The sequence below is a fragment of the Caldicellulosiruptor changbaiensis genome (genome assembly GCF_003999255.1).
In the GTDB taxonomy this organism is placed as follows: domain Bacteria; phylum Bacillota; class Thermoanaerobacteria; order Caldicellulosiruptorales; family Caldicellulosiruptoraceae; genus Caldicellulosiruptor; species Caldicellulosiruptor changbaiensis.
Map to the genome: position 1 here is coordinate 999555 of NZ_CP034791.1, position 21031 is coordinate 1020585.

General features: G+C 37.6%; 37 protein-coding genes and 2 tRNA genes. 37 read left to right on the plus strand and 2 right to left on the minus strand.

Annotated features, from left to right (window positions below):
* Nucleotides 1-12: 12 nt before the first annotated feature.
* On the minus strand, nt 13-1191 hold the full coding sequence (locus tag ELD05_RS04635) for an HD-GYP domain-containing protein (RefSeq protein WP_127351549.1): 1179 nt from the start codon (nt 1189-1191) through the stop codon (nt 13-15).
* A 215-nt stretch (nt 1192-1406) separates the two neighbouring features.
* On the opposite strand from ELD05_RS04635, the gene ELD05_RS04640 reads away from it, so the two are divergent.
* From ELD05_RS04640 to rplB, 7 genes are all read left to right on the plus strand, one after another.
* Nucleotides 1407-1913 (plus strand): ferritin-like domain-containing protein, encoded by a 507-nt coding sequence (locus ELD05_RS04640; RefSeq protein WP_127351550.1) that lies wholly within the window; start codon nt 1407-1409, stop codon nt 1911-1913.
* A 53-nt stretch (nt 1914-1966) separates the two neighbouring features.
* Nucleotides 1967-2134, plus strand: coding sequence for a hypothetical protein (locus tag ELD05_RS13980; protein ID WP_206516926.1), 168 nt, complete (start codon nt 1967-1969; stop codon nt 2132-2134).
* Between the two features lie 331 nt (nt 2135-2465).
* The gene (gene rpsJ / locus ELD05_RS04645; RefSeq protein WP_011917792.1) at nt 2466-2786 is read left to right on the plus strand and encodes a 30S ribosomal protein S10; all 321 of its coding nucleotides are present in this window, start codon (nt 2466-2468) and stop codon (nt 2784-2786) included.
* A gap of 4 nt (nt 2787-2790) precedes the next feature.
* Nucleotides 2791-3423 carry a 50S ribosomal protein L3 gene (gene rplC / locus ELD05_RS04650; protein ID WP_039764288.1) on the plus strand — a complete coding sequence of 211 codons (633 nt, stop codon included), beginning with the start codon at nt 2791-2793 and terminating at the stop codon, nt 3421-3423.
* 29 nt (nt 3424-3452) lie between these two features.
* Nucleotides 3453-4079: a 50S ribosomal protein L4 gene (gene rplD / locus ELD05_RS04655; RefSeq protein WP_039764290.1), complete on the plus strand. Its 627-nt coding sequence runs from the start codon at nt 3453-3455 to the stop codon at nt 4077-4079.
* 1 nt (nt 4080) lies between these two features.
* Nucleotides 4081-4371 carry a 50S ribosomal protein L23 gene (rplW, locus tag ELD05_RS04660; RefSeq protein WP_011917789.1) on the plus strand — a complete coding sequence of 97 codons (291 nt, stop codon included), beginning with the start codon at nt 4081-4083 and terminating at the stop codon, nt 4369-4371.
* Nucleotides 4372-4405: 34 nt separating this feature from the next.
* A complete protein-coding gene (rplB, locus tag ELD05_RS04665; RefSeq protein ID WP_011917788.1) occupies nt 4406-5236 on the plus strand; it encodes a 50S ribosomal protein L2 in 831 nt (276 codons plus the stop codon).
* Nucleotides 5237-5430: 194 nt separating this feature from the next.
* Here the strand turns inward: rplB and ELD05_RS04670 are convergent, their stop codons facing one another.
* On the minus strand, nt 5431-6723 hold the full coding sequence (locus ELD05_RS04670) for an IS110 family RNA-guided transposase (RefSeq protein ID WP_127351551.1): 1293 nt from the start codon (nt 6721-6723) through the stop codon (nt 5431-5433).
* A 502-nt stretch (nt 6724-7225) separates the two neighbouring features.
* Here ELD05_RS04670 and rpsS point away from each other — a divergent pair.
* From rpsS to ELD05_RS04820, 30 genes are all read left to right on the plus strand, one after another.
* A complete protein-coding gene (rpsS, locus tag ELD05_RS04675) occupies nt 7226-7510 on the plus strand; it encodes a 30S ribosomal protein S19 (protein ID WP_011917787.1) in 285 nt (94 codons plus the stop codon).
* Between the two features lie 56 nt (nt 7511-7566).
* A complete protein-coding gene (gene rplV / locus ELD05_RS04680) occupies nt 7567-7935 on the plus strand; it encodes a 50S ribosomal protein L22 (protein ID WP_011917786.1) in 369 nt (122 codons plus the stop codon).
* Nucleotides 7936-7957: 22 nt separating this feature from the next.
* A complete protein-coding gene (rpsC, locus tag ELD05_RS04685; RefSeq protein WP_127351552.1) occupies nt 7958-8626 on the plus strand; it encodes a 30S ribosomal protein S3 in 669 nt (222 codons plus the stop codon).
* Complete coding sequence (gene rplP, locus ELD05_RS04690) at nt 8626-9069, plus strand: 50S ribosomal protein L16 (protein WP_039764296.1); 444 nt, start codon at nt 8626-8628, stop codon at nt 9067-9069. The genes rpsC and rplP overlap by 1 nt, the downstream gene beginning before the upstream one ends.
* On the plus strand, nt 9056-9274 hold the full coding sequence (rpmC, locus tag ELD05_RS04695; RefSeq protein WP_127351553.1) for a 50S ribosomal protein L29: 219 nt from the start codon (nt 9056-9058) through the stop codon (nt 9272-9274). The genes rplP and rpmC overlap by 14 nt, the downstream gene beginning before the upstream one ends.
* 25 nt (nt 9275-9299) lie before the next feature.
* Nucleotides 9300-9560 carry a 30S ribosomal protein S17 gene (gene rpsQ, locus ELD05_RS04700; protein ID WP_011917782.1) on the plus strand — a complete coding sequence of 87 codons (261 nt, stop codon included), beginning with the start codon at nt 9300-9302 and terminating at the stop codon, nt 9558-9560.
* Nucleotides 9561-9602: 42 nt separating this feature from the next.
* Nucleotides 9603-9971, plus strand: a complete 369-nt coding sequence (gene rplN / locus ELD05_RS04705; RefSeq protein ID WP_011917781.1) for a 50S ribosomal protein L14 — start codon at nt 9603-9605, stop codon at nt 9969-9971.
* Between the two features lie 20 nt (nt 9972-9991).
* Nucleotides 9992-10324, plus strand: coding sequence for a 50S ribosomal protein L24 (rplX, locus tag ELD05_RS04710; RefSeq protein ID WP_127351554.1), 333 nt, complete (start codon nt 9992-9994; stop codon nt 10322-10324).
* Between the two features lie 27 nt (nt 10325-10351).
* Nucleotides 10352-10894 (plus strand): 50S ribosomal protein L5, encoded by a 543-nt coding sequence (gene rplE, locus ELD05_RS04715; protein ID WP_011917779.1) that lies wholly within the window; start codon nt 10352-10354, stop codon nt 10892-10894.
* A 26-nt stretch (nt 10895-10920) separates the two neighbouring features.
* The gene (locus ELD05_RS04720; protein WP_011917778.1) at nt 10921-11106 is read left to right on the plus strand and encodes a type Z 30S ribosomal protein S14; all 186 of its coding nucleotides are present in this window, start codon (nt 10921-10923) and stop codon (nt 11104-11106) included.
* Nucleotides 11107-11132: 26 nt separating this feature from the next.
* Entirely contained in the window at nt 11133-11531 is a 399-nt protein-coding gene (gene rpsH, locus ELD05_RS04725) for a 30S ribosomal protein S8 (protein WP_011917777.1), read from the plus strand.
* A 30-nt stretch (nt 11532-11561) separates the two neighbouring features.
* Nucleotides 11562-12110, plus strand: a complete 549-nt coding sequence (gene rplF / locus ELD05_RS04730; protein WP_011917776.1) for a 50S ribosomal protein L6 — start codon at nt 11562-11564, stop codon at nt 12108-12110.
* A 16-nt stretch (nt 12111-12126) separates the two neighbouring features.
* Nucleotides 12127-12495, plus strand: coding sequence for a 50S ribosomal protein L18 (gene rplR / locus ELD05_RS04735; protein ID WP_039764309.1), 369 nt, complete (start codon nt 12127-12129; stop codon nt 12493-12495).
* Between the two features lie 20 nt (nt 12496-12515).
* Complete coding sequence (gene rpsE / locus ELD05_RS04740) at nt 12516-13022, plus strand: 30S ribosomal protein S5 (RefSeq protein WP_039764310.1); 507 nt, start codon at nt 12516-12518, stop codon at nt 13020-13022.
* Between the two features lie 17 nt (nt 13023-13039).
* The gene (gene rplO, locus ELD05_RS04745) at nt 13040-13483 is read left to right on the plus strand and encodes a 50S ribosomal protein L15 (RefSeq protein ID WP_039764311.1); all 444 of its coding nucleotides are present in this window, start codon (nt 13040-13042) and stop codon (nt 13481-13483) included.
* A 1-nt stretch (nt 13484) separates the two neighbouring features.
* Nucleotides 13485-14792, plus strand: coding sequence for a preprotein translocase subunit SecY (secY, locus tag ELD05_RS04750; protein ID WP_011917772.1), 1308 nt, complete (start codon nt 13485-13487; stop codon nt 14790-14792).
* 37 nt (nt 14793-14829) lie between these two features.
* Entirely contained in the window at nt 14830-15477 is a 648-nt protein-coding gene (locus tag ELD05_RS04755; RefSeq protein WP_039764313.1) for an adenylate kinase, read from the plus strand.
* 17 nt (nt 15478-15494) lie between these two features.
* Nucleotides 15495-16238 (plus strand): type I methionyl aminopeptidase, encoded by a 744-nt coding sequence (gene map / locus ELD05_RS04760; protein WP_039764314.1) that lies wholly within the window; start codon nt 15495-15497, stop codon nt 16236-16238.
* A 12-nt stretch (nt 16239-16250) separates the two neighbouring features.
* Entirely contained in the window at nt 16251-16520 is a 270-nt protein-coding gene (locus tag ELD05_RS04765) for a KOW domain-containing RNA-binding protein (RefSeq protein WP_013429983.1), read from the plus strand.
* 14 nt (nt 16521-16534) lie between these two features.
* Entirely contained in the window at nt 16535-16753 is a 219-nt protein-coding gene (gene infA / locus ELD05_RS04770) for a translation initiation factor IF-1 (protein WP_011917768.1), read from the plus strand.
* 27 nt (nt 16754-16780) lie between these two features.
* Nucleotides 16781-16894, plus strand: coding sequence for a 50S ribosomal protein L36 (rpmJ, locus tag ELD05_RS04775; protein WP_011917767.1), 114 nt, complete (start codon nt 16781-16783; stop codon nt 16892-16894).
* A 23-nt stretch (nt 16895-16917) separates the two neighbouring features.
* Nucleotides 16918-17292 (plus strand): 30S ribosomal protein S13, encoded by a 375-nt coding sequence (rpsM, locus tag ELD05_RS04780; protein WP_011917766.1) that lies wholly within the window; start codon nt 16918-16920, stop codon nt 17290-17292.
* 19 nt (nt 17293-17311) lie between these two features.
* Nucleotides 17312-17704 (plus strand): 30S ribosomal protein S11, encoded by a 393-nt coding sequence (gene rpsK / locus ELD05_RS04785; protein ID WP_011917765.1) that lies wholly within the window; start codon nt 17312-17314, stop codon nt 17702-17704.
* Between the two features lie 23 nt (nt 17705-17727).
* Nucleotides 17728-18354, plus strand: coding sequence for a 30S ribosomal protein S4 (gene rpsD, locus ELD05_RS04790; protein ID WP_127351555.1), 627 nt, complete (start codon nt 17728-17730; stop codon nt 18352-18354).
* A 57-nt stretch (nt 18355-18411) separates the two neighbouring features.
* Nucleotides 18412-19386 carry a DNA-directed RNA polymerase subunit alpha gene (locus tag ELD05_RS04795; protein WP_039764316.1) on the plus strand — a complete coding sequence of 325 codons (975 nt, stop codon included), beginning with the start codon at nt 18412-18414 and terminating at the stop codon, nt 19384-19386.
* Entirely contained in the window at nt 19383-19724 is a 342-nt protein-coding gene (gene rplQ, locus ELD05_RS04800; RefSeq protein WP_011917762.1) for a 50S ribosomal protein L17, read from the plus strand. The genes ELD05_RS04795 and rplQ overlap by 4 nt, the downstream gene beginning before the upstream one ends.
* Nucleotides 19725-19874: 150 nt before the next feature.
* Nucleotides 19875-19948: transfer RNA gene (locus tag ELD05_RS04805), tRNA-Gln, on the plus strand.
* A 4-nt stretch (nt 19949-19952) separates the two neighbouring features.
* Nucleotides 19953-20028 (plus strand) — tRNA-Glu (locus ELD05_RS04810).
* A gap of 261 nt (nt 20029-20289) precedes the next feature.
* The gene (locus ELD05_RS04815; RefSeq protein WP_127351556.1) at nt 20290-20529 is read left to right on the plus strand and encodes a type II toxin-antitoxin system Phd/YefM family antitoxin; all 240 of its coding nucleotides are present in this window, start codon (nt 20290-20292) and stop codon (nt 20527-20529) included.
* On the plus strand, nt 20513-20929 hold the full coding sequence (locus ELD05_RS04820; RefSeq protein ID WP_127351557.1) for a type II toxin-antitoxin system VapC family toxin: 417 nt from the start codon (nt 20513-20515) through the stop codon (nt 20927-20929). Before ELD05_RS04815 ends, ELD05_RS04820 begins: the two co-directional genes overlap by 17 nt.
* Nucleotides 20930-21031 lie beyond the last annotated feature (102 nt).

Below are 21031 nucleotides of genomic sequence, written 5' to 3' on the forward strand. Positions count from 1 at the left end.
AAAGTTTTCTCTTTATACCACTGCTCTTTTGAGAAGTTCAAACTCTTCCTCTAAAAATAGTTCATTCTTCACCATATCATAAATAATACTTAGTGCTTCTTTTTGACCCAATCCTTTTCGGTATGGTCTATCTTCAATGAGGGCTTGGTATACATCGCATATTCCCACTACTCTATCTAAAAGAGAAAGTTCATCTTTTCCAAGTTTTTCAGGATATCCACTTCTATTTACCCTTTCGTGGTGATTTCCTGCCCAGTTGGAGATTTCGCCTTTGAACACAGGGATTTGGTCTAAAATTAGCTTTGTGTAGTACGGATGTGACTTTATTATGTAAAATTCCTCTTTTGTAAGCTTTCCCTCTTTGTTTAGTATCTCATTTGGTACAACCATCTTGCCCAAATCATGTAAATAGCCAGCAATTTTTAGTTTATATGAAGTTTCATCATCTAATCCCATTATTTTGGCAATTTCAAATACTACCTCTGACAACCCCTGGGAGTGAAGATGGGTAAACTTGCTTTTATTGTCAATCAAAAGAGCAATTGCTTCGGAGAATTTGAGCATAGTTTGTATGTTAAAGTAAACCTCATCATCTGGTAAAAGTCCTAAGATGATCTGCCTCAGTTGAGGGTTGTAAAGGTCTAACCAAAATTTATCCTTATCAGTAATATCTAAAAATGCATCAACTATAAATGGATTAAACAAAATGCCTTTATTTTTCCCCACCCACTCTTTTAAATCATCAACCTGTAAATAGTAAGGCTTTGACCAGTTCATGCTTATGTCTATCTGGTCAGCCAGATTTATAATCTGAGAGGCCAATGGCAAAACTCTATAGTCGTATCCGAATGCACCAGAGCCGTTGTAAAAGTCATGATGGTATTTAATGATTTCTGAAATCTCTTCATCTAATGGGAGCTTTCTAACAAACTCATATCCTAACAGGCAATGTTTTTTTGCGAGTTGAATATCCAAATGTGAAGCATAAAAATTATTATCAGAAACAGTGATACCAATATCATGCAGAAATGATGCGTAATAAATCTTTTTTATCTCACCTTTTTCGACTTGTAGTTGTTTTGCAATTTGCAAAGATATATATGTAACCTTTGGTGCATGTTCCTTTCTGCCTTGGGCGATGTCTATTAAGTATGAGATTGATAAGAGAAGATTTCCCACACCTATTTTCATAAATCTTTTCCACCACCTTAAACTACTTTGAAACTTCTTTACTTTAAGCTAATTATACATCAAAACCTCAAAAAGTTTTACCAAAGTTTTTTGATAAATTATCCGTCCTTTTAGGAAGTTTTTCAAAATGAAGTCTGAAAAGTAGCAAAAATTGCTTTCAAAAATATAATGTATTAAAAGCCCAATAAAAACTTTTGGGAGGTAATAGGTTAAAAATGGATTGGACTAAGTTTGCATATGATGCACCATATCCAGAGCCAAAAGTTGAAGAGCCAAACAGGCACTATGCAGAGATTTTGCTTGATGACTATGCAGGATATGCAAGTGAATTTACAGCAATTGCACTCTATTCTTACCAGCATTTTATAAGTGATGTAAGAAACAAAGACTTTGCAGAGCTGATTATTGGAATTGCTTGGGTTGAGATGAAACACTTGGACCTTCTTGGTACTACAATTTACCTACTTGGTGCACTGCCAAAATATAGGGGTTCTTACACAACATATGGTCAGTACTGGAACGGGTATTTTGTAAACTACGACAAAGATTTAAAAGACATGATAAAAATTGATATACAATCCGAAAAGGAGGCAATCAAAAATTACAAGAGGCACATTGAAATGATAGATGATAGGTACATCAGAAAGCTTTTAGAAAGAATAATACTTGACGAAGAGAAACATATCAAATTGTTAAAAGATTATCTTGATAGAAAATTTTGATTTGTGGGTATTAAATAAATAACAAGGGAAGTAAAATATACTGAGGAGGTAAAATGAATATGCAAGAAAAATATGTCTGTGGAATTTGTGGTTATGAGATTGTTGATTTAAATTCTCCGTGTCCATATTGTGGTGCTGAACCAAATCACTTTGTAAAGGCGGATGAGGTTGACGTTGAGCTAATTAAAAAAATCTATCAAGAAGGCGGAGCAACTTATTAAAATTTCTCTTGCAAACCGCCTTTTTTTATTATAAAATTATAAAGTCGTTGTGTGGGTAAAAGAAAAAACTACTTAAAAAGCTTGCGATGAGGCAAAAGGTTGCTGCAAAGGTAAAGGACTTTGCAGGGAATTTTTGCTGAGTATGTCTTGTCCTTTGAGACGGGCGACACGGGGAAGGTATGAAAGAATATTTCATGCCCGGTGTTTTTATGCCCGAAGATGGAAAACTCCGGGTATTTTTATATAAAAAGTTCTGACACACACGGCTAAGTTGCCAAGTTCCCCTGTCGCAGATAAAATAAAATAACACTATTTTTAAGGAGGGGAATACATGTCAAAGGCACAAAGAATGCGAATCAAGTTAAAATCGTTTGATTACAAGCTTTTAGATCAGTCAGCAAGGAAGATTGTTGAGACAGCAAAGAGTACAGGTGCAGAGGTATCAGGACCAGTACCACTGCCAACAGACAGAGAGGTAATTACAATTATCAGGGCACCACACAAGTATAAGGATTCGCGTGAACAATTTGAAATCAAAACTCACAAAAGACTTATTGACATTATCAAGCCCACACAGAAAACAGTCGATGCACTTATGAGAGTTGAACTTCCTGCAGGTGTTGACATCGAGATTAAGCTAAAGGAGGTGTAAGCACATGACAAAGGGTATACTTGGCAAAAAAATAGGTATGACACAGGTTTTTGATGAGGCAGGGAAGGTAATACCTGTCACAGTAATTGAAGCAGGGCCATGTGTTGTTGTTCAAAAAAAGACAGTTGAAAAAGATGGTTATGCAGCTATTCAAGTGGGTTTTGAGGATATAAAAGAAACCAAACTAAACAAGCCTTTAAGAGGTCATTTTGCAAAACACGGTGTAAAGCCAAAGAGATATTTGAGAGAATTGAGGCTAAAAGATGCAGATAAATATGAAGTTGGGCAAGAGATAAGGGTTGACATCTTTTCACCTGGCGAAAGAGTAGATGTAACTGGTATTTCAAAAGCTAAAGGATTCCAAGGTGTTATCAAAAGACATGGTCAGCAAAGAGGTCCTATGAGCCACGGTTCTATGTATCACAGAAGAGTTGGTTCAATGGGTTCTAATACATTCCCTGCAAGAACATTCCCAGGTAAAAAGATGCCTGGTAGAATGGGTGGTCAGAGAGTGACAGTTTTGAACTTGCAGGTTGTAAGGGTTGACCCAGAAAGAAACCTGCTTCTTGTAAAGGGAAGTGTTCCAGGAAATAAGAATTCACTTTTAATAATCCGAGACTCAGTTAAGAGCAAATAAGCTTTAAGTTTTAGGAAGGAGGAAAAAGAATGCCAAAGGTTCCGGTTTACAATATAGAAGGGCAACAGATTGGTGAGATTGAGCTTAATGACTCAATCTTCAATGTTCCTATAAATACTCATGTTTTGCACCAAGCTGTTGTTGCACATCTTGCAAACAGACGTCAGGGGACATTTGCTGCAAAGACAAGAGCAGAAGTCCGTGGTGGTGGTAGAAAGCCATGGAGGCAGAAAGGAACAGGTAGAGCAAGACAAGGTTCTATCAGAGCTCCCACATGGAGAAAAGGTGGCGTTGTATTTGCAAAAAAACCAAGAGATTTTTCAATAGACCTTCCAAAGAAAGTAAGAAGACTTGCTTTAAAATGTGCACTGTCTTCCAAAGTCAAAGAGAACAATCTCATTGTGCTTGACAAATGGGATATGAACCAGTATAGAACAAAAGAGGTAATCAGGGTTTTAAAGAATTTAGGGCTTGAGAATGAAAAAGCCTTGATAGTAATTCCTGAAAGGAATGAATATTTACAAAAGTCAACAAAGAACATTCCGGAAGTAAAGACATTGCAAGTAGGAAACTTGAATGTGTTTGATATACTAAAATATGACAAGTTTATTATCCTCCAGGACGCTGTAAAGAAAGTAGAGGAGGTGTACGCATAATATGTTGCCAGAAGAGATAATTAAAAGGCCAATAATAACAGAAAAGAGCATGAGCATGATTCCACAGAAAAAATACACATTTGAAGTTGATAGAAGAGCTAACAAAATTGAGATAAAGAAAGCTGTTGAGCAGCTGTTTGGCGTTGAGGTTGAAAAGGTTTGGACAATGAATGTAAAACCAAAGAGAAAGAGAGTAGGAAGATTTGAAGGAAGAACAAAGGCATGGAAAAAGGCCATTGTTAAACTCACAGACAAGAGCAAGACAATAGAGTTCTTTGACAGCTTAATCTAATTGAGCATAAATGCTAATAAGGAGGGGAAAAAAGGTGGGTATAATAGTCTACAAGCCTACATCGCCAGGCCGCAGAAATGCATCAGTTTTGAACTATAAAGAGATCATTACAAAGACAGAGCCTGAAAAATCCTTAGTATTTACAGAAAAGAAATGGGCAGGAAGAAACAATCAAGGAAGAATTACTGTTCGTCATAGAGGTGGCGGACATAAGAAAAAGATAAGAATTGTTGACTTTAAAAGGGATAAGGATGGTATTCCTGCAAAGGTTGAGGCTATCGAGTACGACCCAAACAGAACAGCATTTTTGGCACTCTTATGTTATGCAGATGGTGAAAGAAGATATATCTTAGCACCTGAGGGCTTAAAAGTTGGAGATACTGTTATGTCAGGTCCTGATGCAGATATTAAAGTTGGTAATGCTTTGCCACTTAAATATATTCCTGTTGGTACAATGATACACAACATTGAGCTATATCCCGGCAGAGGCGGTCAGCTTGTGAAAAGTGCAGGTGCAGTTGCACAGCTCATGGCAAAGGAAGGCAAATATGCTCTTATCAGACTTCCATCTGGTGAACTCAGATATGTAAGCCAAGAGTGCAGAGCTACAATAGGTCAGGTTGGAAACTTAGACCATGAGAATGTCAGAATAGGAAAAGCTGGACGTAAAAGATGGATGGGTATCAGACCAACAGTTAGAGGTTCTGCAATGAACCCTGTTGACCATCCACACGGCGGTGGTGAAGGTAAAGCACCAATTGGTCATCCAGGGCCACTTACACCGTGGGGCAAACCAACATTGGGTTACAAGACAAGAAAGAAGAATAAACCATCAGACAAATTCATTGTCAAGAGAAGAAAATAATATAAAAGCAGCTTTATAAGTGAGACCAGCTAATTAAAGTCAAGAGTTTTTTAAAAAATTTTTGATAACATTTTATGGTAGAAAATTCTTTTAAAAGGGTATAAGAAGGTAAGCCATCCATTAGAAGTTGACATAACATATGGAGGCTGAGCACATATTATGGTTAACTAATGTTTCATTAATAAAACAACTATTTATACGCAATAAACAGCAGTGTTATTAAAGCATCTTCGAATATGTTCCTCAGGAGTTCTAAGTTCAAAAGGTTTTTTATCACGCATAACAGCAAAGATGATACAAATAATTTTTCTCATAACAGCGCCTAATGCAACTTTTTTAGGCTTTTGTTGGCATTTTTTCTGATAGTATTCGAATAGCACAGGATTACAAGGCTTAGAATCTCTTTTGGTTCTGATATTAGCAAGAGCAATTGTAAATAAGATTCTTCGCAAGATTTTAGAGCCACGTTTAGACATTTTGTTTTTTGTGCCAACAAATTGTCCCGATTGATTTACGGAAGGATCAATGCCAAAGAAGGCAACAAGTTTATTGGGTTTTGAAAATTTTTCGAAATCACCTATTTCAGCAAGGATAGTTGCAGCGGATAGAAAACCTATGCCGGGGATAGATTGAAGAAGGTTAATATTTTCGGATATTGAAGGCTGAGTCTGTGAAGACTGCTGAACAAGTTGATTTATGGATTCAAAAATTTTGTCGATGTTTTGCTGTAAAGTTAAGACCATGTTAATATAGACTTTAAGCATAGTAACATTTGCCAAGTTGGAGATAGAAAAAGACTTAAATTCTTTAGCTTTTGCAATGAGTAGTTCGTATTTTTCTTTAGCCCATTGGTAGCTTTTTTTAGAAGTTTGCTGAATGATGGAAATAAGTTTTTCGGTGTCAGCGCCCAAGATATCGTTTGGAGTGGGGTAGTTTTCAAGTATAGCCAAAGATGTTTTAGAGCAAATGTCAGGGAAGACCTCTTTGAAATTGAGCATAATTTGGTCGACGACAGAAGTAAGTCTATATTTGTAAGAGGTTAACTCATCGCTGAGGTTGTAATACTGACGGCATAGGTTTTTCAAGCACTCAAGGATTTCAGATGAAGGTTGTGCTGTAGTAGAGTTAGTAAGTCTGAAAGTTAAGGCAATCCACAGGGCATCAATTTTATCATTTTTTACTTTTCTAACTCCCGCATTTTTGATAGAATTAGATTGGATGGGGTTGATAATTGCAACATCCCAGCCATTAGAAGTAAAGAAGCGGGAGAGGATTTTGTGGTAATGCCCTGTGGCTTCCATGACGATGGTAGGGCGAGCCGCGAAATCCTCTTCAACTTTTTTAAGGATTTCGATAGCCCTATCAAAGTCAGAGGGATTGTTGTGATGGATAGTCAAGCGAGCGATTATTTCATTTGTAGGAGAGATAACCACCATTTCGCTGAAATATTTAGAGACATCAATCCCGGCAATAGGTTTTAAGTTCATGGCGTAAGACCTCCTCGTAAGTAGTTTTAAAATTGAATTAGGGCATGAGTTTTCCATTCCGAGCGAAGGTAAGTATACAACCTTGCAAGTGATACGAGGAACCAGCTTTAATTAGGTTTTAAGCTGGCCTCAACCAGCCAAATAGTTTAGACTTACCTGGAATGGAATAATAGTCTCGTTTGCGGGTAAGCGGGATTTAAAAATCCGCACCCAGGGGGGTAAGGACATTAAATTCCATGCCCAGATAGAAAGAATTATATCAAAGTTAGCAAGGCTGGCAAGAGGCCAGCGTTAAAGATAGTGTTTAAAAAGTGGCTAAAGATTAGAAGCCACAAGCAGCGAGAAGTGATTTTGCGCTGCTTTCCTCTCAAAGAGGATGGATTAGAAATGTTATTTTAGTCGATGCGTCTTAAAATCTTATGTTAACCGAAACTTTGGTTGTTATTTTATTGGAATTTTTTTGATGTGTCTTACGAAAATAATTATACAAGGAGGGATAAGCGTGGGCAGATCTTTAAAAAAAGGTCCTTATTGTGACCCAAAGCTTTTAAAAAAGATTGAAAAACTAAACCAGAACAATGAGAAAAAGGTTATCAAGACATGGTCTCGAAGGTCAACAATTTTGCCTCAGATGGTGGGTCATACAATAGCTGTCTATGATGGAAGAAAGCATGTGCCTGTGTATATAACAGAAGAGATGGTTGGACATAAGCTTGGCGAGTTTGCTCCAACAAGAACATTCAAAGGACATGGGCATCACACAGAAAGGTCAACTGCGCTGAAATAAAAATTATTGTGGTTTTAGGATTTTAGTGTTCAATTGTTAGAAGGGAGGAGAAGCTTGTGGAAAAGGCTGTAAATACAAATACTGAAGTGAAAAAGGCAACAGCTACCTTGCGCTATGCAATGATATCGCCACGAAAGGTCAGAATAGTTATTGATCTTATCAGAAATAAACCTGTTCAAGAAGCTTTGAATATATTGAAATTTATACCAAAAAGAGGTGCAAGGTTTGTTGAAAAGCTCCTAAAGTCAGCGATTGCTAATGCAGAAAATAACCATAACATGAATGTTGATAAACTCTATATAGCAGAGATTTATGCAAACGGTGGACCTATGCTAAAAAGAATAAGACCGAGAGCACAAGGAAGAGCCTTCTTGATTAGAAAAAGAACAAGCCATATTACAGTTGTACTCAAAGAAAGAGAGTAACTTTTGATAAGGAGGGAAATAAATGGGTCAAAAGGTTCATCCAAAGGGGTTTAGGCTTGGGATTATCAAGGACTGGGATTCAAGATGGTTTGCAAATGACAAAGATTTTGAAAAGTATTTACTTGAAGACTACAAAATCAGACGTCATATTAAGGAAAAACTCTACAATGCAGGAATTTCAAGAATTGAGATAGAAAGAGCTGCAAAGAGAATAAAGGTTATAATTCATACAGCAAAACCGGGGATTGTTATAGGAAGAGCAGGTTCTGGTGTTGAGGCTTTGAGAAAAGAGCTTGAAAAGATTACAGGTGGAAAGACAATCTCAGTTGATATAAAGGAGATTAAGGTACCAGAGCTTGATGCACAGCTTGTTGCAGAGAATATTGCTGCTCAGCTTGAAAAGAGAGTTTCATTCAGAAAGGCTATGAAACAAGCAATGGCAAGAGCACTTAGAAGCGGTGCAAAAGGTATCAAGACGATGGTATCTGGCCGACTTGGCGGTGCTGACATTGCAAGAACTGAGTGGTATAAGGAAGGGAGAATTCCTCTCCAGACTTTAAGGGCAGACATTGACTATGGATTTGCAGAGGCTCATACCACATACGGAAGAATTGGTGTTAAAACGTGGATATATAAAGGCGATGTGTTGCCGCAAAAAGGAGCAGCTGCTGAAAAAGGAGGAGATAAATAATGCTTATGCCAAAGCGTGTCAAGTACAGAAAACAACAGCGTGGCAGAATGAAAGGAAAAGCAACAAGAGGCAACTTTGTTGCATATGGTGATTTTGGTATTATGGCATTAGAGCCAGGTTGGATTACGAGCAATCAGATTGAGGCTGCCAGAGTAGCTATTGCAAGACATATAAAAAGAGGCGGTAAGGTTTGGATAAAGATATTTCCTGACAAGCCTGTGACGAGAAAACCTGCAGAGACACGAATGGGTTCTGGTAAAGGTTCGCCTGAGTACTGGGTTGCAGTAGTAAAACCAGGAAGAGTTATGTTTGAGGTGGGCGGTGTTGATGAAGAGGTTGCAAAAGAGGCTTTAAGACTTGCTATCCATAAACTGCCAATAAAGTGTAAGATAGTTTCAAGACAAGATGTGGAAATGGGTGGTGAGGTAAATGAAGGCGTCTAAGATTCGTGAGATGACAAATCAAGAGCTTCACAATGAGCTAAAGAAGTTGAAAAATGAACTTTTTAACTTGAGATTTCAGCTTGCAACAAACCAGCTTGAAAATCCAATGAGAATTAGAGAGGTTAAAAGAACAATTGCAAGAATAAAGACAATCCTAAGAGAAAGAGAACTTGAACAACAGAAGGCAAATAAAAATGCAAAATAAAGTAGGTTCTAAGGAGGGAATTTAAGTGGAGCAAAAAAGAGGTATGAGAAAGACAAGAATTGGTGTTGTTGTTAGCGATAAAATGGACAAAACCGTTGTAGTTGCAGTAGAAACTTTGGTACAGCATCCTCTTTATAAAAAGACTATAAAAAGAACAACTAAATTTAAAGCTCATGATGAGAACAACGAATGCAGAGTTGGTGACAAGGTTTTGATAATGGAGACAAGACCACTTTCTAAAGAAAAGAGATGGAGAGTTGTGCAGATTTTAGAAAGAGCAAAATAATTAAAACCAAACCTTAGGTTTTAAAAGGAGGGAAATTGAGTAATGATTCAACCACAATCAAGGTTAAAGGTTGCAGATAACACTGGCGCAAAAGAGGTTATGTGTATAAGAGTGCTTGGTGGTTCAAATAGAAAATTTGCTAACATAGGTGATATCATAGTTTGTTCTGTTAAAGATGCAACACCAGGTGGCGTTGTTAAAAAAGGTGATGTTGTAAAAGCTGTAATTGTCAGAACAAGAAAAGGTATCAGAAGAGAAGATGGGACTTACATCAGGTTTGACGACAATGCAGCAGTTTTGATAAGAGAGGACAAAACACCAAGAGGTACACGTATATTTGGACCTGTTGCAAGAGAGCTCAGAGACAAAGATTTCATGAAGATTGTTTCTCTTGCACCAGAAGTTCTATAAGCTTTTAAGGAGGGAAAGCCATGCCAAACAAGGTTCATGTAAAAAAAGGGGATACAGTTGTAGTAATTTCAGGCAAGTACAAAGGAAAACAGGGTAAAGTTCTTACTGTTTTACCAAAAGACAAAAAAGTCGTTGTTGAGGGTGTTAATATTGTTAAGAAGCATGTAAAGCCAAATCCTAAGATGCCGCAAGGTGGTATTATTACTCAAGAAGCACCAATTTGGGCATGTAAGGTAATGCTTGTATGTCCAAAGTGCAACAAACCAACACGCATAGGTCACAGGTTCATCCAAGAGGGAGAAGAAGAAAAGAAAGTTAGAACATGTAAAAAATGTGGTGAGATTATAGATTAATAGCCAAAGTGAGGGGAGGTAACATTTATGGCACCAAGGCTTAAAGAAAAGTACTACAAAGAAGTTGTTCCTGCGATGATGCAGAAGTTTGGATACAAGAATGTTATGCAAGTGCCAAGGCTTGGCAAGATTGTAGTAAATATTGGACTTGGCGAGGGCAAGGACAATCCAAAAGCATTAGAAGCAGCTGTGAACGATCTGATGGCAATTACTGGTCAAAAACCGATTGTCACTCGAGCAAAGAAGTCTATTGCAAACTTCAAATTGAGAAAAGGGATGCCAATAGGTTGTATGGTGACATTAAGAGGAGATAGAATGTATGAATTTTTAGATAAAATGATAAACCTTGCATTGCCAAGGGTGAGAGACTTTAGAGGCGTGTCTGACAAATCATTTGACGGAAGAGGAAACTATTCAATAGGTTTTAAAGAACAGCTTGTTTTCCCTGAAATTGATTATGATAAGGTTGATAAGATTAGAGGGCTTGAGGTAACAATTGTCACCTCGGCAAAGACTGATGAAGAAGCAAAAGAGCTTTTAAGACTTTTAGGTATGCCATTTGCAAGCTAACTTTTAAAAGATAAGGAGGGTAATTAATGGCAAGAAAGGCGCTGATTATAAAACAACAAAGGCCTCAGAAATTTTCAACAAGGTATTACAATAGATGCAAAATTTGTGGGAGACCAAGAGCGTATTTGAGAAAGTTCGGCGTTTGCAGACTTTGTTTTAGAAAGCTTGCTCATAATGGAGAGATACCGGGTGTTAAGAAAGCGAGCTGGTAATTTTTAATTCGGAAGGAGGTAATAAAATGTATGTAATAGACCCAATTGCAGATATGCTCACACGTATTAGAAACGCGAATAATGCTCGCCATGAAGTTGTTGATATTCCAGCATCAAAGATGAAAAAGGCTATTGCTCAGATTTTGTTAGAAGAAGGTTTTATAAAAGAATATGAGATTATTGACGATGGAAAAAATGGAATTATAAGAATAAAATTGAAATATGGTCCTAACAAGGAAAGAGCAATCACAGGTCTAAAGAGAATTTCAAAACCCGGAAGAAGAGTATATGCAGGTAAAGATGAGCTTCCAAAAGTGTTAGGAGGACTTGGAATAGCTATTATTTCTACATCTAAAGGCATAATGACGGATAAAAAGGCAAGAAAAGAAGGAGTTGGCGGAGAGGTTCTCTGCTACATCTGGTAATAAGACTTTATTTTTGTTGGAGGTGAAATGATGTCAAGAATAGGCAAAAAACCCATTGATATACCAAGCGGTGTTGAAGTTAAAATAGATGGCAATGTCATTACAGTAAAAGGCCCAAAAGGAAGCTTGACAAAAGAGATTCATCCTGAGATGATAGTTAAGATAGAAAATAATCAGATTTTAGTGCAGAGACCTTCTGATGAAAGACACCACAAAGCACTCCATGGTCTTACAAGAACACTTATTGCTAACATGGTTGCGGGTGTTACAAAAGGGTACGAAAAGGTATTAGAAATTGTTGGAATAGGTTACAGAGCACAAAAACAGGGGAAAAAACTTATTTTGAACGTTGGTTATTCTCATCCTGTTGAGATTGAAGAGCCAGCGGGAATAACTATCGAGGTTCCTGACCAGAACAGAATAGTGGTAAAAGGAATTGACAAGCAGCAAGTTGGCAACTTTGCTGCAAATATAAGAAAGGTACGTGAACCTGACCCATATTTGGGTAAGGGTATTAAGTACGCAGATGAAGTATTAAGACTCAAAGAAGGAAAAGCCGGCAAAGGCGGTAAGAAATAGAGGGGAGTGATTGGGCTTGTATAAAAAGGTGAATCGTAATGAAAAAAGGCTAATACGTCACAAAAGAATTAGAAAAAAGGTTTTTGGCACAGCTGAAAGACCTCGTCTTTGTGTCTACAAGAGCTTGAAATATATATATGCCCAGATAATTGACGATGAGAAAGGTCACACCTTAGTTGCAGCATCATCACTTGAACCAGAGATTAAGTCAAGATTGACATCTACAAAATCTATCGAGGCAGCACAGTATATTGGAAGAGTTATTGCAGAGAGGGCAAAAGAAAAGGGAATAACAAAGGTTGTATTTGACAGAGGCGGTTACCCATATCATGGAAGAGTAAAGGCATTAGCTGATGCCGCAAGAGAAGCTGGTCTTGAGTTTTAATTTTGAAGGAGGGATAGAGCTTGGTTCAAAAGAGAATTGATCCAAAGGAATTAAATTTGAAAGAAAGAGTTGTTAATATAAATAGGGTTGCAAAGGTTGTAAAGGGAGGTAAGAGGCTTAAATTTTCAGCTATAGTGGTTGTTGGTGATGAGAACGGTCATGTTGGTGCAGGACACGGCAAGGCAGCTGAAATACCTGATGCTATAAGAAAGGCTATTGAAGATGCTAAAAAGCATCTTATTGAAGTACCAATTGTAGGTACAACAATACCACATGAAGCAATTGGCGATTTTGGAGCATCAAAGGTATTGATTAAACCTGCTCCAGAGGGTACTGGAGTTATTGCTGGCGGTGCTGTGAGAGCTGTTTGTGAGCTTGCAGGAATTAAAGATATTAGAACAAAAAGCCTTGGATCTAACAACCCGGCTAATGTTGTACATGCAACAATTGAAGCTTTAAAGCAGCTCAAAAAACCTGAAGAGGTTGCAAGACTTAGAGGAAAGACCTTAGAAGAGATACTCAAATAAAAAGGAGGGCAAGCTTTATGAAACTTTTTGAACTAAAACCTGCGCCAGGTGCTAAGAAAAAGCCAAAAAGAGTTGGAAGAGGCGAAAGCTCTGGTCATGGTAAGACATCAACAAGAGGTCATAAAGGTCAATGGGCTCGTTCAGGCGGCGGTGTCAGACCAGGTTTTGAGGGTGGACAGATGCCGCTTACCAGAAGAATTCCCAAAAGGGGCTTTAAAAATATAAATAAAAAGGTGTATACTGAAGTTAATGTAGAAAAACTTGAAAGATTTGAAAATGACACGGTAATTACACCTGAGCTTTTACTCAAAGAAGGAGTTATTAGCAAGATAGAGAAGGACGGAGTGAAGGTACTCGGTAAAGGGGATCTCACAAAGAGGCTAATTGTAAGGGTGCAGAAGGTATCAGAAGGTGCAAGAAAGAAGATAGAAGCAGCTGGAGGAAAGGTAGAGGTGATTTAAAGTGTTTGAAACAATTAAAAATGCGTGGAGACTACCTGACCTGAGAAGAAAAATCCTCTTTACACTCTTTATGCTACTCATTTTCAGACTGGGGGCGTTCATCCCAGTCCCCTATATAGATAGGGATGCTTTAGCAAAGGTTATTAACGACCTTACGATGCTTGGTTTTTTTGATGTTGTTGCTGGCGGAACATTTAAAAATATGAGTATATTTGCGATGAGTGTAACACCATATATCAACTCTTCTATTATCATGCAGCTTTTGACAATTGCTATACCGGCTTTAGAAGAGCTTGCAAAACAAGGCGAAGAGGGCAGAAAAAAGCTTGCTGAATGGACCAGATATGGTACAGCAATCTTGGCATTTTTACAGGCGGTTGGTATTTATTTTGGACTCAAGAATGCACAAGGCTTGACAGGTGGAGTTCCTGTTATCACAACACAAGGCCAGGGATTTTTAGGATTTATAACAATAACACTTGCTTTAACAGCTGGTACAGTATTCTTGATGTGGATTGGTGAACAGATAACAGAAAATGGTATTGGTAATGGTATATCGCTTTTGATTTTTGCTGGAATTATTTCGAGAATTCCAAATGGAGCAGTATCGCTTTGGAACTATGTTGCAAAGTTAAATGAATTTTCGCTGACAAGTATTATTGGTGTGCTTTTATTCTTAGTTATGGCATTGGCAATAATAGTTTTTATAATTGTAATCCAAGAGGGAGAAAGAAGAATTCCAGTACAGTATGCAAAGAGAATAGTTGGAAGAAGAGTATACGGTGGGCAGAGCACTCATATTCCTATTAAAGTAAATATTGCAGGGGTTATACCAATAATCTTTGCAATATCACTTGTTATGTTACCGACAACAATAGCTCAGTTTTTCCCAAATTCTGGCTTTTACAAATTTGTAAAAGCGTATTTCTCATCGGGGTCATTTTGGTATACATTTTTCTATGCTTTATTCATAATAGGCTTTACTTATTTCTATACTGCAATAGTTTTCAATCCAGTGGAGATTGCTAATAACTTGAAAAATAATGGAGGATTTATACCTGGTATCAGACCAGGAAAGCCAACAGTGGATTTTATTACACGTGTGCTTTCTAAAGTGACTTTTGCTGGCGCACTGTTTTTAGCATTTATAGCTATTTTGCCAACCTTAGTTGGGCTTATGTTCAGACACCAGCTAAATATATACTTTGGTGGAACGAGCTTGTTGATTGTTGTGGGTGTTGCGCTTGAGACAATAAGACAAATGGAAGCTCAAATGCTCATGAGACACTACAAGGGATTCTTGAGTTAAAATGAGTTCATTTTAACTGGTGGAGGTAATAAAAAAGATGAGACTTATAATCTTAGGTGCACCAGGTGCAGGCAAGGGTACACAAGCAGAGTACCTTAGCAGTAGATTTGGGATTCCCCACATTTCAACAGGGGATATTTTAAGAGAAAATGTAAAAAACCAGACAGAACTTGGCAAAAAGGCAAAGGAATATATGGACAAAGGACTTCTTGTGCCGGATGAGATAGTAATTGAAATTGTCAAGAATAGGCTTATGCAAGATGATTGCAAAAATGGGTTTTTGCTTGATGGATTTCCAAGGACAATTGCCCAGGCTGAAGCTTTAGAAAAGGTTTTAGCTGATCTTGGGCAAAAGATTGACAAGGTTTTAAATATTGAAGTACCTGATGAAAAAATATTAGAGAGAATGTCAGGAAGAAGAATCTGTAAAAGCTGTGGTGCAAGCTTCCATGTCATCTATAGGCCACCCAAAAAAGAAGGTATTTGTGATATATGTGGTGGGCAACTTTACCAGAGAGAAGACGATAAAGAAGAAACAGTAAAAAAGCGTTTAGAGGTCTATCATGCACAGACTCAACCTCTGATAGAATACTATAAAAATAAGGGTTTGCTTGTTACAGCAGTAGGTCAAGAAGAAATTGCTGATACAACAAAAGAAGTGTTAAAAGCTCTTGGAGTTGAATAAGGAGCAAGGGACAGAAAATGATTACTATTAAGTCTGAGGCTGAACTTGATAGTATGAGATGCGCAGGTAAGATTGTAGCAAAGGTATTAAAAGAGCTGGAGAATTTGATAAGGCCTGGCGTTACTACAAAAGAGCTTGATGAATTTGCTGAAGAGTATATAATTAAAAATGGCGGGATACCATCATTTAAGGGGCTGTATGGGTATCCTGCCTCTATATGTACTTCAGTCAATGATGAGGTAGTTCATGGAATCCCAAGTATGAGAAGGTTGGAAAGTGGAGATATTATCAGTATAGATGTAGGAGTTTGTGTAGATGGCCTTCATGCTGATGCAGCAAGGACCTTTGCTGTGGGGGAGATTTCCGAAACAGCAAAGCTACTTATAAAAACTACTGAAGAAAGTTTTTTTGAAGGTATCAAAAACGCGGTTGCTGGCAAAAGAGTTGGAGACATATCAAATAGTATTCAAAGGTATGTAGAAAGCCGTGGCTTCAGTGTAGTAAGGGATTTGGTGGGGCATGGGATTGGAAGAAAATTTCATGAGTCACCTCAGGTCCCTAATTTTGGTAAAGCTGGAGTTGGGATAAGGCTTATCAAGAACATGACCTTAGCAGTCGAGCCAATGGTAAATGAAGGAACGTCCAAGGTTTACACAGCAGAAGACGGGTGGACTGTAAAGACTCTTGATGGTAAGCTCTCTGCCCATTATGAGAACACTATCATAATTACTGAGGGCTTACCAGAGATAATTACATTATGAGGTGTTTTTCAAATGGATCTTCAAATAGGGCAGATAGTTCTGTCCAAAATGGGGAGAGATAAAAATAGGTTCTTTATTATATTTGACATAACCGATGATGGTTATGTGTATCTTGTAGATGGGAAATTGAGAAAGATTAAAAAGCCCAAGAAGAAAAAGATTAAACACATTGCACCTACCAAGTTTGTCTCCGAAGAGATAAAAGAAAAGATACTCAAGAAAAAGTTGACTGATGCGGAGGTTGCAAAGGTGATAGAGGAATTTGAGAATAGAAAAGAGTAGGGGGTTGATAAGCCTTGTCCAAGGAGGATGTAATTGAATTAGAAGGGACTGTTATTGAAGCATTGCCGAATGCTATGTTTCAAGTCCAGCTTGACAATGGGCATAAAGTTCTTGCTCATGTCTCTGGTAAGCTGAGAATGAATTTTATTAGAATATTACCGGGTGATAGAGTTGTTGTACAGCTATCACCTTATGACCTGACACGTGGCAGAATTGTGTGGAGGTCAAAATAAACTCTTTTTGAAGAAGGAGGAGAGAAAATGAAGGTAAGACCGTCTGTAAAACCTATTTGCGAAAAATGCAAGGTTATCAGAAGAAAGGGTAAGATAAGAATAATTTGCGAAAATCCAAAGCATAAGCAAAGACAAGGTTAATTTTTTGGAGGTGAATTTTTAGAATGGCAAGAATTGCAGGTGTAGACTTACCAAGAGAAAAAAGAATTGAAATTGCACTGACATATATATTTGGTATAGGTTTATCTAGGTCAAAGCAGATTTTGAGAGATACAGGTGTTGATCCAAACAAGAGAGTAAAGGATTTAACTGATGATGAGGTCGCTAAGATAAGAGATTATATTGATAAAAATTTCAAGGTTGAGGGTGAACTTCGTGCCGAGATTGCAAGAAACATTAAAAGATTAATTGATATTAGATGTTACAGAGGTTTAAGACATTTAAGGGGACTGCCTGTTCGTGGTCAGCGAACAAGGACAAATGCAAGGACCAGAAAAGGACCAAGAAAAACTGTTGGTGTTATGAGAAAGAAATCATAAGAGGGAGGAGTAAATAAGAATGGCAAGACCAGCAAGAAGAACAGTTAGACGTTCTGAGAGAAAAAATGTAGAAAAAGGTATTGCTCATATACATTCAACATTTAACAATACAATTGTTACAATTACTGACCCATCAGGAAATGCAATTGCATGGGCAAGTGCAGGAACATGCGGTTTTTCAGGAACAAAAAAAGGAACTCCGTTTGCCGCTCAGCTTGCAGCTGAGAAAGCAGCAAAGATGGCAATGGACCATGGGATGAGGACAGTTGAAGTTTATGTAAAAGGGCCAGGTGCAGGGAGAGAAGCTGCGATTAGAGCACTCCAGGCAGCAGGGCTTGAGGTAACGCTTATAAAAGATGTTACTCCAATTCCTCACAATGGCTGCAGGCCACCTAAAAGAAGAAGAGTATAAAATTTTATAGGAGGTGCTTTGTCTTGTCAAAGTATATTGGACCTGATTGCAGACTATGCAGAAGAGAGGGAATGAAATTATTTTTAAAAGGTGATAGATGCTATACAGAAAAGTGTGCGTTTGCAAAAAGACCATACCCCCCTGGTCAGCATGGTCAAGAGAGAAAGAAGCTTTCTGAGTATGGTATGCAGCTTAGAGAAAAACAAAAGGTAAAGAGAATCTATGGTGTTTTGGAAACTCAGTTTAGAAGATATTTTGAGATGGCTGAGAAGATGAAGGGTATTGCAGGTGAAAATCTTTTGTCTTTACTTGAAAGAAGACTTGACAATGTGGTGTATAGATTGGGTTTTGCATCATCACGTGGTGAGGCACGAGTACTTGTATCGCATGCACACTTTAAAGTAAATGGTAAGACTGTAAATATTCCGTCTTATCTTGTTGATGTTGGAGATGTAATTGAAGTAAAAGAAAAAAGCAAGTCAAAACCAAGATTTATTGAGATAAAAGAGAAATATGCAAAGAGACCATCACCAAAATGGCTTGAAAAGGACGTTGAAAACCTTGTAGGTAAAGTAATTGCTTTACCAACAAGAGAAGATATTGATATGCCAATCAAAGAGCACTTGATTGTAGAGCTCTACTCCAAGTAATAAATGCCCTCACTAAAGCAGTTTGTGGTGTATTATTTTTAAGGAGGGTATATTGAGTTGATTGAAATTCAAAAACCCACAATTAGATGTGAAGAGTTAAGCCAGGACCAAAAGTATGGTCGATATGTCATTGAACCCTTGGAAAGGGGTTATGGAATCACAATTGGTAATGCACTTAGAAGAACGCTTTTATCGTCTTTGCCTGGTGCAGCTGTGACAGCGGTAAAAATAGATGGTGTTCTCCATGAGTTTTCTACTATTCCAGGAGTATTAGAAGATGTTCCAGAGATTATTCTTAACCTAAAGGGGTTAGCAATCAAAATGTCATCACCCGGTCCAAAGGTAATGTATATAGAGGCACAGGGTGAGTGTGAGGTAAAGGCAAAGGATATAAAAGCAGATGCTGATATAGAGATTTGCAATCCTGAGCATCATATTGCAACGCTGAATGAAGACGCACGACTTTTTATGGAAATAACAGTGAATCAGGGCAAAGGCTACGTTCCTGCAGAGAGAAACAAACAATCAAACCAGCCAATAGGTGTAATTCCTGTTGATTCAATCTACACCCCTGTTACTAAGGTAAATTATAAGGTTGAGAATACAAGAGTTGGTCAGGTTACAGATTATGACAAGCTTACAATGGAGATTTGGACAAATGGTACTATCAGGCCTGATGAGGCACTAACAGTTGCTGCAAAGATTTTGATTGAGCATTTTAACCTGTTTACTGATCTTTCAAATATTCCGACAAAGATCGAGACAGTTGTAAAGCAAGAACCACCAAAAAGGAATAAACTTCTTGATATGACTATAGAAGAGCTTGAGCTTTCAGTCAGGTCGTATAACTGCCTCAAAAGAGCTGGTATTAACACTGTTGAAGATTTAGTCAACAAGACAGAAGAAGAGATGATGAAGGTAAGAAACCTTGGTAAAAAATCATTAGAAGAGGTCATTCAAAAGCTTCACAGCTTAGGACTGAGCCTCAAAAAGAGCGATAGCACGCCGAAGGAGGAGGAAGAAGAGAAATGAACAAATTGAGAAAACTCAAACGCGATACAGACCACAGACAGGCTCTTATGAGAAACTTGGCAACATCGTTGTTCAAGCATGGTAGAATAATGACAACAGAAGCAAAGGCAAAAGATTTGAGAAGAGTAGCTGAAAAACTCATCACCATAGCTAAAAAGGGCGACCTTGCATCATATAGAAGAGTGTTAGGGTATCTTTACGAAGAAGATGTGGCTTATGATTTGTTCCAGAAGATTGCGCCAAGATATCAAGGAAGAAATGGCGGTTATACAAGGATAATCAAGGTTGGCCCAAGAAAAGGTGACGGCGCAATGATGGTTTATATAGAGCTGGTGTGAGGTCAAAGAGGACTTTGCCTCTTTGACCTTTTCATTTAATAATAATCTGCAATAGCGTAATTATTCGAATGCATGTAATAACAACGAATATATTTTTGCTATTTACAAAGTGCAAGATATCTGCTATTATAATATACGCGTTTTGATTGTTGCGGGATGGTGTAATGGTAGCACAGGTGACTCTGGATCACCTTGTCTAGGTTCGAGTCCTAGTCCCGCAGCCAAAATGGCCCTATCGTCTAGAGGCCTAGGACACCGCCCTCTCACGGCGGAGACAGGGGTTCGAATCCCCTTAGGGCTACCATTTATATTCACAAAAGAATATACTTCGTCTGTCCAATAGCTTTGAAAAGTAGGGCAGACGATTTTATTATTTTTGAAAAGTGCAATCAGGCTCTTTGTCAAGAATTGGGGTGGGTATTTTGAATGCCCACCTTTTTAGTTTTGGCATATATCATTTTATACAACAGGTAAAAAACCATTCAACTGGTCAAAATACGATTTACAACAATGACTATTTTGTGTTACAATAAAAATAGCTAAGCTTTAAAATGAGGTGATAGCTATGATTGTGAATGCAACAGAATTTAAAATGAGAGTAGGGAAATATCTGAAACTTGCTGAGAAAGAAGAGATTATTATTACAAAAAATGGTAGAGAAGTAGCAAAGCTTACACCGATTAGAAAGAGTGATACCTCTGCTGTGGATTTTTTATATGGTTTGCTGGAGAATTATGGTAATAAAGAGATAGATGTAAAACAAATAAGGAATGAGAGGCTAAAAAAGTATGAAGGTGTTAATTGACACTAATGTTATTTTGGATGTTTTATTAAAAAGAGCACCATTTGACACCGATTCGTATACAGTGTTAAAATACTGTGAGCAAAACGTTGTGGAAGGGTATATTTCTTCTTTTGCTGTTACAGATATTTATTATTTTATCTCCAAGAATTTAGGGAATGAAAAAGCACGTCAAGGTATTGAAGCATTACTTAGCATAGTAAAACTTGTTGGTATAACTAAAAAGGATGTAGAAGATGCGTTGAGAAATCCAGCTATAAAGGATTTAGAGGATGCTTTACAACTTCAATGTGCCAAAAAAATCAAAGCAGAGTGGTTAATAACAAGAGATGATAAGTTTAAAAAGCTTATATCAAAAGCAATAACTCCTTTTGATTTTGTTCATACGATTATCAAGCCATAGACAAGTTCTCAAGGTAGCAGTTATAACACTACTCTCTTTTGCAAAAGTATTAAGAGAGTAATAGAAGGATATAAAAAGCGATAACAAAAACTTAAAAAAGTC